The 15,145-nt window shown below is 39.0% G+C and carries 12 protein-coding genes and 1 riboswitch; of the genes, 4 read left to right on the top strand and 8 right to left on the bottom strand.

Annotated elements, in window-relative coordinates; genetic code table 11:
• Positions 1-34: 34 nt before the first annotated feature.
• The 4 genes from metF to AACH28_RS17835 form a co-directional block, all read right to left on the bottom strand.
• A complete protein-coding gene (gene metF / locus AACH28_RS17850; protein WP_088163184.1) occupies positions 35-991 on the bottom strand; it encodes a methylenetetrahydrofolate reductase [NAD(P)H] in 957 nt (318 codons plus the stop codon).
• 70 nt (positions 992-1,061) lie between these two features.
• Positions 1,062-1,164, bottom strand: a riboswitch (SAM riboswitch).
• Positions 1,165-1,383: 219 nt separating this feature from the next.
• Complete coding sequence (locus tag AACH28_RS17845; protein WP_145329031.1) at positions 1,384-2,235, bottom strand: hypothetical protein; 852 nt, start codon at positions 2,233-2,235, stop codon at positions 1,384-1,386.
• A 103-nt stretch (positions 2,236-2,338) separates the two neighbouring features.
• Positions 2,339-2,863 (bottom strand): ribosome maturation factor RimM, encoded by a 525-nt coding sequence (rimM, locus tag AACH28_RS17840; protein WP_075994448.1) that lies wholly within the window; start codon positions 2,861-2,863, stop codon positions 2,339-2,341.
• 119 nt (positions 2,864-2,982) lie between these two features.
• Positions 2,983-3,504: a 30S ribosomal protein S16 gene (locus AACH28_RS17835; RefSeq protein WP_075994449.1), complete on the bottom strand. Its 522-nt coding sequence runs from the start codon at positions 3,502-3,504 to the stop codon at positions 2,983-2,985.
• Positions 3,505-3,864: 360 nt separating this feature from the next.
• Between AACH28_RS17835 and AACH28_RS17830 the strand changes: the two genes are divergently transcribed.
• A complete protein-coding gene (locus AACH28_RS17830; protein ID WP_145329029.1) occupies positions 3,865-7,215 on the top strand; it encodes an exodeoxyribonuclease V subunit beta in 3,351 nt (1,116 codons plus the stop codon).
• A gap of 7 nt (positions 7,216-7,222) precedes the next feature.
• Positions 7,223-10,102 (top strand): PD-(D/E)XK nuclease family protein, encoded by a 2,880-nt coding sequence (locus tag AACH28_RS17825; protein WP_341831139.1) that lies wholly within the window; start codon positions 7,223-7,225, stop codon positions 10,100-10,102.
• A 92-nt stretch (positions 10,103-10,194) separates the two neighbouring features.
• Here the strand turns inward: AACH28_RS17825 and AACH28_RS17820 are convergent, their stop codons facing one another.
• The 3 genes from AACH28_RS17820 to AACH28_RS17810 form a co-directional block, all read right to left on the bottom strand.
• A complete protein-coding gene (locus tag AACH28_RS17820; protein WP_075994452.1) occupies positions 10,195-11,064 on the bottom strand; it encodes a cupin-like domain-containing protein in 870 nt (289 codons plus the stop codon).
• 431 nt (positions 11,065-11,495) lie between these two features.
• Positions 11,496-12,266, bottom strand: a complete 771-nt coding sequence (locus tag AACH28_RS17815; protein ID WP_075994453.1) for a uroporphyrinogen-III synthase — start codon at positions 12,264-12,266, stop codon at positions 11,496-11,498.
• A gap of 11 nt (positions 12,267-12,277) precedes the next feature.
• Positions 12,278-13,252, bottom strand: a complete 975-nt coding sequence (locus tag AACH28_RS17810) for a DUF4271 domain-containing protein (RefSeq protein WP_145329025.1) — start codon at positions 13,250-13,252, stop codon at positions 12,278-12,280.
• Positions 13,253-13,375: 123 nt separating this feature from the next.
• On the opposite strand from AACH28_RS17810, the gene AACH28_RS17805 reads away from it, so the two are divergent.
• Both AACH28_RS17805 and AACH28_RS17800 read left to right on the top strand, forming a co-directional pair.
• Positions 13,376-13,939, top strand: a complete 564-nt coding sequence (locus AACH28_RS17805; RefSeq protein WP_341831138.1) for a DNA-3-methyladenine glycosylase I — start codon at positions 13,376-13,378, stop codon at positions 13,937-13,939.
• A 198-nt stretch (positions 13,940-14,137) separates the two neighbouring features.
• A complete protein-coding gene (locus tag AACH28_RS17800) occupies positions 14,138-14,542 on the top strand; it encodes a hypothetical protein (RefSeq protein WP_341831137.1) in 405 nt (134 codons plus the stop codon).
• A 44-nt stretch (positions 14,543-14,586) separates the two neighbouring features.
• Here AACH28_RS17800 and hpt read toward each other — a convergent pair whose 3' ends face one another.
• The gene (gene hpt / locus AACH28_RS17795) at positions 14,587-15,126 is read right to left on the bottom strand and encodes a hypoxanthine phosphoribosyltransferase (RefSeq protein WP_341831136.1); all 540 of its coding nucleotides are present in this window, start codon (positions 15,124-15,126) and stop codon (positions 14,587-14,589) included.
• Positions 15,127-15,145: the final 19 nt, after the last annotated feature.

Below are 15,145 nucleotides of genomic sequence, written 5' to 3'. Positions count from 1 at the left end.
CTTATGCGCTCCCTTTTCGTTTTATTTTTATGAGTTAGGCTAGTTTTTCAACAATCTTCTTTGTTGGACCAGGATTACTCATCGTATAGAAATGTAAAACCGGAGCGCCAAATTTAATTAGCTCCTGACATTGCTGCACCAACCACTCTTCACCTACTTGTCTGACGTCGGCATTCGTTTTACATGCTGAAACAGCATCGCTCAGTTCCTCCGGAATATCTAAATGAAATATCCTTGGTAAGGTCACCAACTGTTTTTTCGTTGTCAGTGGTTTTAACCCTGGAATAATAGGGACATGGATTCCGTTGTCCCTACATTTTGTTACAAACTCCTTGTATTTTTCAACATTAAAGAACATCTGAGTCACAATAAACTCTGCTCCCATATCGACTTTTTGTTTCAGGTATTTAAAATCAGTATTGAAATTTGGCGATTCAAAATGCTTTTCGGGATAACCCGCTACACCGATGCAAAAATCAGTCTTTTCCGATGTGATAATGTCTTCATGCAGATACTTTCCTTTATTCATATCAGTTACCTGTTCCAATAGATCTGTTGCAAAGGCATGTCCACCATCGGTCGGTATAAAATCGGCATCGCCCTTACGTGCATCGCCCCGTAATACCAAGACGTTATCTATCCCCAGGAAGTTCAAATCGATCAATGCATTTTCAGTTTCCTCTTTTGTAAAACCACCACATATCAAATGGGGCACCGCATCTACTTTATATTTATTCATGATTGCAGCACATATCGCCACTGTCCCAGGACGTTTACGATAGGAAACGCGTTCCAGTAATCCACTCGCATGCTCTTTATAGATATAATCTTCCCGATGGTAGGTTACGTCGATAAAAGGAGGTTTAAACTCCATCAGTTCATCCATGGTTTTAAAAATACTTTGGATGCCCTGCCCTTTCGCCGGTGGCAATAGCTCAAAAGAAAACAATGTTTTTCCTTTGGCATTCTGGATATGATCGATAATCTTCATTAAAAAACTGTTTTTAGTTTGGTTGGCTTACATCGAAACGCACACGTCGAGGAATCGTTTATCTACATGTAACTTATCTTTCCCACATGGAGTAGGGTAGAATTTAGCACCTTGAACAATACAGGTTGCTAAGGCTTCAACGGGTCTAGTCCCTCGGCCTTTCTCTATAAGCGTTGCTAATATCGTTTTAAAAAATCAAACGACAAAAATATTTTTTCGAAAAGGCAAAAATAGCGACAAAAAGACTGCAATAAATACGGCTTCGGATTCATTCCCATTCAACAACAGGAATTTAGGCTCCACCAAATATAAAAGGCTCTAAAAAAACAGATAAAATTAACGATCGAGGATCATCGACCGCGAAGAGACTGACTACGCCACAACAGGATTGGCTAAAGATTCGTTGCTAGGGAATTCCGCAGATTTCTGAGATAAAACGTGATCAATAAGAGTCCCCTAACATGGTACTCCTCTTTCGATCCATATTTAAAACCATCAAATAAATATTGGTAGGCGACTAATGCATTTTTTTCGTTGTAAAATAATTCCTTCCAAGAATCGGGTACATCTGCCCATGCCTTGAGCACAATGCCATTCTCAGCATACATAATGGGTGATTCAACACCATCCATTCGATAATCGTGATGTGTGCCTGAACTTGATATGTGTTGGAAATAAGCGATAGAATAATCTACAAAATTCAATGCCCTGGCTTTTATCTCCTCTTCACTTTCTGATTTTACAGGGGCATTTCGCCATAGATTTACCTGGCTATCAAATTTGCTCGGAGTCTCCCGGATAGGGGTTTTATCTAACACAAAGTTGATATAAAGTTTTTCGCTAGTGGGTACACGTGCTGAGCTAAACTGTGAAAAATCACCTCTCAGCTGAACAAAATCGTTTTTTACCTTAACAATATCCAAAGCGAGACTACCCTTTTTCTCATCGGTCAATTCTAATCGATCGCCGTTAAATCTATACTTACCGTAGAGTAAGATATCATCGATCGCCATCACAAACTTATCTTTATCACGGAGGGAGAGAAAGGACCGATATATCGTCGGGTCATTACCATAGACATCTGCCTCCACATTTTGGGGTGATTCTCTTTTTACTTTATGATACTCCTCATTTGAATAGCCCAATATCATTTGGTAATTGCCTTCAGGAAAGTCCTTTTTCTTCCCAAAGAAAGCACAAGAAGACAACGAGAATAGGAATAGCAGCAGTAATAACGGTTTCAAAATAAATCAATAATTATGGCCAGTAATAATATACAGACCAAGATAAGAAATTACTGCAATAGTTCGTATACCGCTATTTATTTGAATAAGCTTGGGGATATGCTTATTCTTTATAAAGATCCACCAAGCCCTCTGGCAATTCAACTTCAATGATCTCCTCTTCGCCATCGATTCCTAAGATTAAATCATCGGACAAGGGGAACATCAGTTCTTTACCGTCCATATTTACCGAAGCGACAAATTGCTGTGGGAATTCCTGAACATCTGTTATTTGCCCCAATTCACCATGGTTTTCATCAATCACTAAAAAACCGATTAAATCAGTATATCTAAAATCATCTGGATCGCGCTCGGGCATCTTATCATTGGAAAGATATAGCTTTTTACGTACAAGTACTTGAGCCTTATCGATATGATCCACATCCTCAAATGTCACATACGCTGTACTATTTTTTTGAAATTTAATGGTATCAACAAAATAAGGAACAAGCTTTTTGTTCACTTCCACAAAGACAACATCGATATTCAAACTCTCGTATTCCTCGAATTCAAAAAATAGTTGTACTTCTCCTTTAAGACCTCTTGTTTTACTGATGTAACCGATGTAAAAGCTTTGATCAATAGTCATATATTTCGTATTTAGCGATTAGCTGTGAGACATGATTTGGCAAACCATTAGCCTATTGGCTGTTTCAAAAAAAGCCGGCTCAAGATTGAGTCGGCTTTCTCGAATACTTTATGAAAGAATTAACCTTCAGTTTCTTCTGATGCAGGAGCTTCAGTCTCTTCAGCAGCAGTTTCTTCCGCTACAGGAGCATTTTTAGCAGCTACAGCAGCAGCTTTTTCTTCTTTTTTCTTAGCTTCAGCCACTAAAGCAGCTTTTTTAGCTTCAGCTTTAGTTTGTGCTAAACCATCTTTTTTACCAGAGATTCTTGCATCATTAGCTTCAGTCCAAGCTGTAAATTTAGCTTCAGCAGCAGCTTCATCAAAAGCACCTTTTTTCACACCACCTTGCAAGTGTTTTTTGTAAAGAACACCTTTGTAAGAAAGGATAGCGCGAGCAGTGTCAGTTGGTTGAGCACCTTTATTCATCCAATCCAAAGCTTTTTCAAAATCCAAAACGATAGTTGCTGGATTTGTGTTTGGGTTGTAAGAACCAATACGTTCGATGAATTTACCGTCACGTGGAGCGCGAGAATCCGCTACGACTACGTGGTAAAAAGGACGTCCTTTTTTACCGTGTCTTTGCAATCTGATTTTAGTTGCCATTTTTTAATTTTATTTTATGTATTCAACATATCCCCCGAGCTTCATACTAGAGGGGATGCAAAGATAGTTATTTTTTTCTAATCATCATTATAATTTAATAAAACTTCACTGAAAACGACAGGGTTAGCTCTTTCAACAAGCTCTTTCAACCGTAATACCTGCCCCTTAGACCTTCATCTTTTCTTGCTTCCATACGGAAGCTACAACAAACTTTTCAAAAATCAAGACAAAAAACAGTTCCTTCCTTCAAAAGGACATCTTTACCAAATCGGTAAGCAGGATGAACCGTTTGGGTACAGTACCTTCGAAATAGTCATCGACATTTTTGCCAATTCACTTTTTACTTTCTACCTTCATTCTATGAAATCTGTTGCGCCATTAAAAATACTAAAAGCTTCGGCCGGTTCGGGAAAAACCTTTAGCTTGACTTTACACTATCTCACACTCCTACTCTCCAACGAGAATAGCTATAAGGAGATTTTGGCGGTGACATTCACCAATAAGGCAACCGCCGAGATGAAAGAACGTATCCTCTCGGTACTCCATGGCTTGGCAACAGGCGATCCTAACCCTAAAATTGAAGATTTCAGAAAGCTTTTACTCCAGCAGCAGCCAGACTGGAATCCGCATCTGGTACAAGAGAAAGCTTTTCGGGTGTATCGACGTATCCTACATGACTACAGTCATTTTACCATAAGTACAATTGATGGATTTTCCCAAAAAGTTATTCGCGCATTTACGTATGAACTCAATCTTGATGCTGCTTATAAGATTGAAATGAATGTCAATAAAGTGAAAAATGACCTGACAGTCATGCTTAATCAATTGCTGGATGAACGACCCGACCTACTGGATTGGATTATCGCTTATGCGGAAAAGAAAATAGCAAAAAATGAAAATTGGAACTACCGCCAACAACTAATGGGTTTGGCAAGTCTTATTTTCTCTGAAAATTTTCAGGAATTTGATGGCTACATCAATTCTGCCAATCCAAAGGAGGTTTTTAATCTCCTCAATCAGGAAGTTGAACAGAAGATAAACTCCTTCACGGAAGCACTCTCCATGACAATTGAAGCCTTTAGTGAAACATTCAGGAATTTTAATATCTCCGAAAGTGACCTGAAAGGTAAATCGCGCAATAAAATAATCTCCGCTAGCAAAACCAATAAAAAAACGGAAAAGCTGAGCGCTTCCGAAATTGCCAAGGTACTGGAAAAGTATCTCCAGTTGATCGACAATGAAGATGCTTTTACAGATAGTGACAAAAATATACGGCATGATCTTATCGCCGCACTCAGCCCCATTCTGGCATCGTTCCAAAAGCTACACGATAATCTATCGGCTTACATTGCTTATCAAGCGGTACAAAGTAATCTCTATTACCTACGCCTGCTTAAGGAAATGAGCGACTTACTGACGCAATGGCGGCGGGACAATGGCGCTCAATTAATTTCCGACTCGCAGATTTTATTAAACAAACTCGGACTTGATGAAAATAGCGACCCAACATTTATCTGGGAGAAAATCGGCAATCGTTTTAACTACTTTTTGTTTGACGAATTTCAGGATACCTCGCGTATTCAGTGGAAAAATTATAGCCCACTACTGATCAATGCATTGGCAGATGCCAAAGGCACAATCAGCGAACACCTGATCGTTGGGGACGTCAAACAGAGTATTTATCGCTGGCGAAATGGGGATTGGCGTATACTCCTGCAACAGGTAGAACAACAGGTTGGTCACACCTTTCACTTAGACGAGGATAGCAAAACCACCTTTATCGAAAACGGAAGCCTTGACACCAATTTTAGAAGTCTTCCAAATATCATCCATTTAAACAATTACCTCTTTAGCAGTATTCCCCAGCATCTGCAACAGGTATTGAATGAAAAAGTATTCGAAAGCCTTGATGAAGAAGGTAAACAGTGGTGGATTTCTACTGGCAATGACACGATGCTGGTCAAAGCTTATGAAAACAGCCAACAGGAAATACCTGAACATAAAAAAGGGAAACTTGAGCAATTAGGATCTATCGAAATCTCCTACATTCCTGTCACTGATGGACGCTACAGAAGAAATCAGGTTATTGAAGAATCGCTACTACAACTATGTCAAAAAATAGGCGACTGGCTCGGTAGTGGACGATATCAGGCGCAGCAGATCGGTATCCTGGTACGGAGTAATGTGCAGGCTAAATTGGTCATCCAAAAGCTCATGGACTTCAAAAAAGAGCAGCAGCTTACATTTGAAGTGATATCTGGTGATGCATTATCCTTAGCAAGCAATGATGCTGTACTATTGTTGATCGAAACGTTGAAGGCTTTAGTCTATAATTCGGATAAACATACCATCCATAAAGCAAAGATGGTCTATCTCTACCAGCATATTCAAAACAAGACAATCGATCAGAATGCATGGTTAAAATTTGCCGGCAATGACATCCGCGCACTTAAAGATTATCTCCCCGAGGCGCTGATTGACTCCTGGGAAATGGCGCAGAAACAGCCTTTAGTTCATTTAATTGAAAAACTCATTGAAATCTACGGTTTCACAACCACAGACAATATCCACCTCCCTTACCTCCTGGCGTTCAAAGATATGATCTCAGCTTTCTCCACCAATGGCGAACGTGGCATTATACAGTTCCTGGAGTTTTGGGAAGAAGATGGCAACCGGGCGGTGCTCCCTTCCAACGGAGAAATTAATGCGATCGAGGTAACAACAATCCACAAATCAAAAGGTCTAGCCTATGACGTTGTGATGATTCCATTCTGTTCCTGGGATCTCGATGGCATGATCAATGGCGATTTTTGGATAGAGACCTCGGATACTCCTTTTGCCCAATTGGGAAAAATTCCAATAAAATATACATCTACAGTCGGCAAATCTGTATTTTTCAAGCAATATTTTGAAGAGATGCTGTTCAACTACATGGACGCCCTCAACACATTCTATGTAGCAACAACACGTGCTGTTGAACACCTCTATATTACGGCTCCTTCCTTTAAAGAATCTGTTGACAAAAAAACGGGTGAAATTACAGGATATGATATTAAAGACGAATATATCAGCGATGTGCTCTATCAAGTCTTGGATAGCCCCATAGCTCCGTTTGCACTGGAAGAAAAAGGTGTACACATCGATCAAACGATCGAACAAAAAAAACATCAGGCTCAGAAAGACAATATTATTTCCCTTCGCCATTACCCCATTTCCAAAGAATTGGAAATGGCCTTAGAAAAATCGAGTACGCGTAACATCAATGATATTATGATGCTGGAAAAAGCCGCGCAGTACGGCATATTGGCCCACGATATTATGGCTCAAATTTCAAAGGAAGAAGACATCCATAAACTGGTAGGCCAACTGATCCAGGAAGGAATCCTTTCCAAAGAGGAAGAGCCTTTTCTCATGCAGGAGATCAATCAGATCTGGAAGCACCCCCTAATCAATAAATGGCTCACCGGGAACTATAAAATCTGGAATGAAGCAAGCATTATTACCGCCAAGGGTGAGACCATTCGTCCAGATAAGGTCTTCACCTCCGTGGAAGAAACAATCGTTCTGGATTTTAAATTCACACAGACAGACTATATTGGGCACAAGTACCAAGTCGACAACTATAAAAAGAATTTGGAGAACCTTGGTTATAACAACGTTAAAGCCTATCTCTATTATGCGAAATCAAATCAATTAACTGAAGTAAAATAATAGCACGATGCAGACAGCCTTTCTAAAATTAGTAGCAGCAGACATTCAAAAACGTTTTGGAAACGATCTGAGTGAAATTGCCATCGTGTTTAATAATAAACGGCCGATTACCTACCTCAAAAAACATCTCTCTGAAGTGTATGGCCAGGCGATCTGGTCGCCGCAGTTTTTTACGATTCAGGAATTTTTCAGACTTTCGACCGATGATACCGAAGCCAGTCCTTTAACCCAATTTTTTCATCTGTTTAATATTCATAATGAGTTATTGGTAGCTGAGGGCAGGCAACCAGAAACGCTGGAAGAGTTCTATCCCATTGCCGAAATTATATTGAGTGACTTCGGTCAACTGGATTATGATCTCGTTCCCATCGAGCAGATCTATTTAGAACTTTATGACAATACCAAAATCGACATTGCTTTCCAACATCTCACGCAAGAACAGCAAGGGTTTATCCGTCAATTTTGGCAGTCTTTTTCTATTGCGGGGCATAGTGGAGTACAAGAGCGCTTTCTTCAACTTTGGAAAAGACTGCCGGTATTATATGATCGATTCAAAGAAAAGCTTAAAACAGAAGGCCAAACCAACTATCCAACAATCTACCGTGATCTGGTTGAAGGCAAGGCTACAAATCAGCAGTTTGCATCTTCCTTTCAGCATATCCTTTTTGTCGGTTTCAATGCTTTAAATAAAGTTGAGGCAAAATTATTTAGACAATGGCAGGACAAAGGCAGCGCACTATTCTATTTTGATGCCGATGCCTATTACCTGGAGGACACTATGCAGGAGGCGGGACTTTTTATCCGTCGAAATATTTTTCAAACAGGTTTGGTCAATGCGCTTGGCGATAGCCCGAACATTATAGGCAATAGAACCTCAACCGTAAATCTATATGCCAGCACCGGAAAAATCAGCCAAACAAAATTGCTCTATGATATCCTCGAACAGCACCATAAAGCGGAACAGACCTCTGCCATTCTTCTAGCAGATGAAAACCTACTGGTTCCTTTGCTACAGAGTCTACCCGATGTCAACCCCAACATCACAACGGGATATCCACTGACGCAGTCTCCCATTTTCGGTATCCTGGACCTATGGATGGATGTACATTTGGAGATATCACAGTTCAAGAGGCGGAAGATTCCTTATCAGGTCATAGAGACCTTTATCAACCATCCGCTCAGCATGGTTTCTTTAGCAGATAAACTTCAGATCCAAAAAGAGATTGCCGACAAACAGCTCTTTGAGATCGCATTGGAGGAACTTCATCTCAAAAGCTCCCTGCCTCAGTTTTTTGTGCCAATCGAAAATTCGGCACATTTGATCCCTGCGCTCATTCTGATCGTCGATGACCTATTGCATAGCATCTCTTCTCAGGAGCGCATCCGCCAAATTGACAACAACCTTTTGATCGAAACAAAGAAAACGTTAAATCAGCTGCTACTGGGCGTTGAAACAGTTGCGCCCTTAAGCATCAGCTTCCAGATTGGCCTGATTAAAAAAGCAATCGCTCCAATAAATTCAGCGATAGAAGGAGATCCGCTAGAAGGAATTCAGATTATGGGACTCTTGGAGAGCCGTTGTTTAAATTTTGACAACGTATATATTTTAGGCGCAAATGAAGGCATTCTACCCAAAACGTCCAATTCACCGACCTTTATACCTAATAGCCTGAGAAGCGCTTATGGCCTTCCCATATTGGAGAATCAGGATGCACTGTCAGCTTATTTATTCTATCGCCATTTTCAATACAGTGAAGGAATACATATTTTCTACAATGGCTTAGTAGACGAAAGCTCTACCGGCGAAGAAAGTCGCTTTATCAAACAGCTGGAGTTTGAAAGTAAATTTCAGTTTGACCGAAAAATTCAACAACAGACCATCCAATTTGCGGATAAGGCGCAAGAGATTGTTATTGAGAAGCGTGGCGAGGTTTGGGAAAAGATGTACCAGGACTTTATCGTCAACCAGAAACGGATATCTGCAACGGCACTAACAACTTACCTGCAATCCCCGCTACAGTTTTTTTTAAAACATATTGCCGGTATCAAAGAACCACCTTCAATCTCTCAGGAATTTGAGATGAATAAACTGGGAACTGTCATCCATAATGTCATGGAGAAGATATTCCTACCTTTCAAGGGGCAGCAGGACTTTACACCGACAACTGTCTTACGGCACGAGATCGACAAAATAGAAGCACAGGTGATTCGTGAAATAGGCCTGCAATATCAGATCGAATTAAAGACAACACATGACTTAAACAGCCTGCAGCGGATCATGCTGAAGATTGCCTGCGAGTATGTCAAGATGTATCTTGAATATGACATCAACAACTACAAAGCATTTCGGATTATTGAACTCGAGAATGACAACGATTATGTACTGCCCTTTCCTATTGAGATCAATGGAGAAGAACAACAGGTCACACTTTACGGTATTATTGACCGTGTAGATGAGGTCGTAACACACGACGATCGTATTATCAGTAGAATTGTTGATTACAAGACTGGTGGAGACTCGATCATATTCAAAGAAATCGACCAGGTATTTGCGCCAAATACCGAAAATAAAGCCATGGTGCAGACGCTATTCTATGCCTATGTATTCGAACAAAAGACAGGAAGGAAACAACTCGAACCTCATCTCTATGTCGCCCGTAAAATGCGGGAAGAAGGGACATTATTCAGTGGTAAATCGGGAATATTGACTGATGAATTCCTTGCTTTCCAGAAAGAAAATTTTGTCAGATTCCTGCGAGATATTCTTCAGGAAATCTTTAATCCGGCTATTCCATTTCGACATAATCCGGACACGGTAGTTTATCCAAGCGACCCTTATACACTATTCTACCGGGAAGCTAGCAAATGGGACGATACAGAAGAATAAAAAAGCCTTATTGCAGTGTGAGGGTAAGCTAGGTTTGATACATAAAATACGCTAAAAAACAAAAGGGGACATTTTACTGTCCCCTTTCTATATTAACGTTTGTTTCTTTTAATTGCTTTATTGGCTCGACGCTTTGCTGTATTAATTTTATAATGGAACCAATGGTCTTTGAAGATCTTTCGCATCGTATTGTCAAAATGCCTTGTGATAAACAGATTACGCGCCCCCTGCAATTTCTCACTGATCGAATTTGCTAACGCCCTAACAGAAATCGAATAGCCCTCTGTCTCATACTGAATATAGTGCCACCAGCCTGCTGGCATATATAAGGTCTCTCCAGGATGAATGACAGCTTCATAACCATCTAGGTACTTTATCCCGGGATATTCCTCTTCACTACTATATTTGGGGTTTGCAATACTATGAAAATTGTATGGCAATTTGTACATCAAATCAGATTGATCATTCGGAAAAAGCCAAATACGTTTTAATCCTTGAAATTGAGAAATAAACACGTGTGACATATCAATATCGAAATGATTACGGGTACTTGACCCCTCTCCACCAAAGAACATAAACGGCAACCATTGCAATACCTTACCGCCTGTAACATCGTTATAAATAACATCGTGTTTCAGTTCAGGACGTATCTTGAGTAGATTGAACAAAAACAACCGTAACTCTGTAGGCTCTTTTGTGATCAGATCCAAATATTCTGCAAATGTCATATGGCCAACAGGAGCACTGGCAGCACGGTCCATTGATTCTTCCTCTTTTCCATAGACATCTATCTTTATATCTCCTGCGATTTCCTTAAAGTAATCATAACTCCATTTCTTCCACGCTGGACTTTCTGCACTGATAAAATCTGATATGATTACAGGAAAACCTGGTTTCAGATAATTCTTTAAAAAGTCCTCTGATTGAATGCCCGAAATTTTATCAACTTGCTTTAACTTCACGACTGACTAATTTTGCTTAATTACAAACATAAAAAAAATATTTCTATCAAATTTTAAAAATACTGCCTATGCTTTATTTTTAATTGGAATAAATTACTCCAAGCAATTTAATAGAAATATACTTAAAATCTCAATGACCATCGTCACTTTTATTACATTTTAACATCATCGATTCGACTCGCCACCATTTCTATACCCCTACAGATAAAAATACGATTCATCTATCTTTCATACAAGATGAACATACCCCACAAATTGATCATCCGGCCAATTCGTAAAATTGTCATCGTACCATTCCCGATTCGGAATGATAAAACTCAACAGCAACGCCCGTAAAAGTCTTTACAGATCCTTGCCGATCTTAAACTGCACACATAACAAAAAAAGGGTCTTAAGAACCCTTTTTTTGTTATTTACCTTATGTTAGGCTATTACTTATTTACCTTTTTGATATATTCTTCAACAGCCATCGTCATACTAGGCGCTTTTGGTGTTGGAGCAGGGATATCTAAAATCAATCCGTGATCTAAAAGAGCCTGTTGAGTAGAAGCACCAAATGCTGCAATCCTTGTATTATTCTGCTTAAAGTCAGGGAAGTTATCATATAAGGACTGTACACTTGAAGGACTAAAGAACACGATAACATCGTAGAAAACATCTTTCAAATCAGTCAAATCGCTTACAACAGTTCTAAAAAGCACAGCCGGTGTAAATTTATAGCCGTTTTGTTGTAACCAATTACTTGTTTCCTCATTGGCTACATCCGAACAAGGGAACAAGAAATTCTCCCCTTTGTGTTTTTTCAATACCTCTTCAAGGTCTTTCGCGGTCTGTTTACCAAAGAAAATCTTCCGTTTTCTATATTGGATATACTTTTGAAGATAGAGGGCAATCGTCTCTGAAATACAGAAATATTTCATTTCTGCAGACACTTCAAATCGCATCTCTTCACAAATTCTAAAATAATGATCTACAGCATTTCTGCTCGTAAATATTACAGCAGAATAATCTGCTAAATTAACCTTATCCCTACGCACATCTTTGGCAGGAACTCCTTCTACGTGTATAAAACCTCGAAAGTCTAATTTTAACCCGTATTTCTTTGCTAAATCATAATAAGGGGACTTATCGTTTTCAGGTTTTGGTAAAGTCACCAGTACACTTTTTACCTTCTTTGCTCTTTCTACGTCTGAAGTTTGCATATTAACCAGTTTTAGCTCAATAATCTTAACAGTATTAATATTGGTGCTATTTCTAGGCAACAAAGGTACAAAATTAAATAGGAAATTGAAAATTTATACATAGACATAATATGAGTCGCTGTCTTAAGAAACCGATAGAAAAAGAGTAAGGCCGCTCCAACAATAGCCAAATGCAGTACAACTCCGACCGATGTCAAAGGCACAAGACTCAAAATTAATAGTACAGGAAGCATTAAAAAAAGTGTATTGAAATAAATCAGATACAGCACGGTCACATATTCCTTTACCAACTTTCTAATTTGAAAAACAAAGGATAGGAATCGGATAAATCCGATTTTTAACGCAAACAAAGCACCAACCATTCCCGCAGTCTTCATATAATTGGGAAAAGTAATAAAATCGAATCTATTTAATTCATATGCATAAAATAGACTTACAAATAAGCCTATTGCCCCAGAAAATAATATAAATAGAAAAATAAATGGCCAAGATGTCAGGATCGTATCCTCTTTGCTTACAGACAATAAGACCCTATCATCCCAGTACCCCTGAAAAACCAATTTAATATCAGAAGGGAAAAATACCCGAATCAACCCAACACCAAAAATTAATGCGAGAACTGTAAATAAAATCCAGTTTTCACGATGAGCCTTGAGCGTTCCATATTGCCGATCCAAATTGCTACTTCTTAATTTGCTCTGAAAATACTGCTGAACATCAAAATTATAAATGTTATGAATCCTTAAACCTTCCCCGTTCACTGTTACGATCCGATATTGATTCTGTAACGCAGGATTCAAGGATGCCAAAACTTTCTGGTTTGGCGATTCAACAGAATCCTTTACGATATTTAGACTATCAGTACTAACTGTACTGCTGTCCTGTACAACCGTCCGAAAAGTCCGCCGCTGCGCATTCAATCCCGTAATTGAAAACAGCAGTAGTACTACAAATAGAATATGATATTTGAAGATAGTTACGCTCATTAAAATGAATTGTCTCTTAACGGTAATGAAATGCTCATGAACCGTCTCTATTCGAAACTCTTTAATTTTGGTCGTAAAGTTAGGATAAAAAGTTATATTGCATTCAAAAAATCTTCAGAGAACATGTACAAAGAAATCATACGTTGTCAATGGTGCGGTTCTGATCCGCAATATGTAGACTATCACGATAAAGAATGGGGGCGACAAGTCCGCGATGACAAAACTTTATTTGAATTTTTGATCCTGGAGTCTGCACAAGCTGGCTTAAGCTGGATTACGATTCTTCGGCGAAGAAAGGCATACCAAGAAGCTTTTGCCAATTTTGATGTTGATCAAGTCGCTGCTTATACCAACGAACATGTTGCTAGACTTTTGGTCGATTCGGGAATTATCAAACACAGGAATAAAATTGAATCCACCATTACCAATGCGCAACATTTCAAGAAAATCCAAGCAGAATATGGTAGCTTCTATGACTACTTATACAGCTTTTTGCCCGAAAAACAACCGATTGTCAACCACTGGAGAAGTTTACAACAGGTACCTGCAACGACAGCTATTTCTGATAAGATAGCAAAAGACATGAAGAAAAGGGGGTTCAAATTTTTCGGCTCTACCATTTGTTATGCGTATATGCAGGCCGTTGGAATGGTGAACGACCATATCGAAACCTGTGCGTTTAAATAGGCTAGCCAGTAAAATGCGCATCGATTTCGCAAATCAATTTGAAAGAATCAAAACAAGTGTTCTACCCCATAAAAAACGAACCTTTAAGAACAGAAATGCCAGCTATGAATCAAATCGACCTAACACAAAACCAATTGGTATTAAAAGAAAAAAAAGGGACCGCTAGTTGCCAGAATATTCATCTATTTACTGACCATAATGACGATAATTCTCCCATTAGGCGGCTTCATTGCCAATGTTCTCAATGACGGGGTAACACTTATGAGTGTTGTCTTCTATGGTATATTCGGATTAATAGCATGGTATATGATCCGGGTTTCACTATGGAATACCTATGGCACTGAAGTTATTCATTTTCAAAAAAACAAATTTAATTACGCAGCTAGCTACCAATGGTTTAAAGGAAGTCTAAAAGAATTTGATTTTGAAAAGATAGACTTTACAATACAAAAAGCGGGCTATGAAGAAGATCATAAAGGTGTCTTGGTCATTAAATTTGATGAAAAGGAAATGTTTGAAACTGTCTCTAAATTCCCCTTGTCTGATCTGGAAATTTTGCTCATCAATCTGAAAGCATTATACAGCGATCAAACGCTTGAATAGAGCGAAATTCTACCATTAAAATCTAACGATCACTTGATAGCACATTAGATTGCTACGTTTTTATAAATATCGGGGAGATTTCGACAAAGACCATTAAAGTCCATACCGTACCCAACTACAAATTCCTTACTTATTTCAAAGCCAACATAAGTTAATTCCTGGAAATGATACTGCAGTGCCTCAGGTTTCACCAGAAGTGCACAGGCAATCACACTGGCTGGATTTAATTTTTTTACTGCATCCAAGGTGTATTTAAGTGAATGCCCGGAGTCGACAATATCTTCTACAATAATCACATCACGGCCTTCAAGGTCGATACCAAGGCCTAAAAGCTCGTTTAATTCAGATTGTCCCGTTCCAATATAAGATGCCAACTTAATAAAGGACATCTCACAAGGAACATCAATTTGCTTAAGCAAATCTGCCATAAACATAAAACATCCATTCAAGACACCTATAAAAACAGGCAGTTTGTGTTCATAACGCCGGCTTATATCAATCCCCATTAGCCGCACTCGCTTCTGAATTTGTTCTTCTTCAAATAAAGGTTCGAAAAGCAATCCGTCAATTTCTATCTTTTTCATGTTAATATCCTTCTTTCGT

This window comes from Sphingobacterium thalpophilum (assembly GCF_038396785.1).
Taxonomy (GTDB): domain Bacteria; phylum Bacteroidota; class Bacteroidia; order Sphingobacteriales; family Sphingobacteriaceae; genus Sphingobacterium; species Sphingobacterium thalpophilum_A.
The sequence above is the reverse complement of the archived record's forward strand: the minus strand, read 5'-3'. Positions and strand labels throughout refer to the sequence as shown.

Excerpts from the sequence above, each read along its gene's own strand:
- metF (WP_088163184.1), bottom strand. The coding sequence starts at position 991 with ATGAAGATTATCGATCATATCCAGAATGCCAAAGGAAAAACATTGTTT.
- rimM (WP_075994448.1), bottom strand. The coding sequence starts at position 2,863 with ATGACTATTGATCAAAGCTTTTACATCGGTTACATCAGTAAAACAAGA.
- AACH28_RS17835 (WP_075994449.1), bottom strand. The coding sequence starts at position 3,504 with ATGGCAACTAAAATCAGATTGCAAAGACACGGTAAAAAAGGACGTCCT.
- AACH28_RS17830 (WP_145329029.1), top strand. The coding sequence starts at position 3,865 with ATGAAATCTGTTGCGCCATTAAAAATACTAAAAGCTTCGGCCGGTTCG.
- AACH28_RS17825 (WP_341831139.1), top strand. The coding sequence starts at position 7,223 with ATGCAGACAGCCTTTCTAAAATTAGTAGCAGCAGACATTCAAAAACGT.
- AACH28_RS17815 (WP_075994453.1), bottom strand. The coding sequence starts at position 12,266 with ATGCAAACTTCAGACGTAGAAAGAGCAAAGAAGGTAAAAAGTGTACTG.
- AACH28_RS17810 (WP_145329025.1), bottom strand. The coding sequence starts at position 13,252 with ATGAGCGTAACTATCTTCAAATATCATATTCTATTTGTAGTACTACTG.
- AACH28_RS17805 (WP_341831138.1), top strand. The coding sequence starts at position 13,376 with ATGTACAAAGAAATCATACGTTGTCAATGGTGCGGTTCTGATCCGCAA.
- AACH28_RS17800 (WP_341831137.1), top strand. The coding sequence starts at position 14,138 with ATGACGATAATTCTCCCATTAGGCGGCTTCATTGCCAATGTTCTCAAT.
- hpt (WP_341831136.1), bottom strand. The coding sequence starts at position 15,126 with ATGAAAAAGATAGAAATTGACGGATTGCTTTTCGAACCTTTATTTGAA.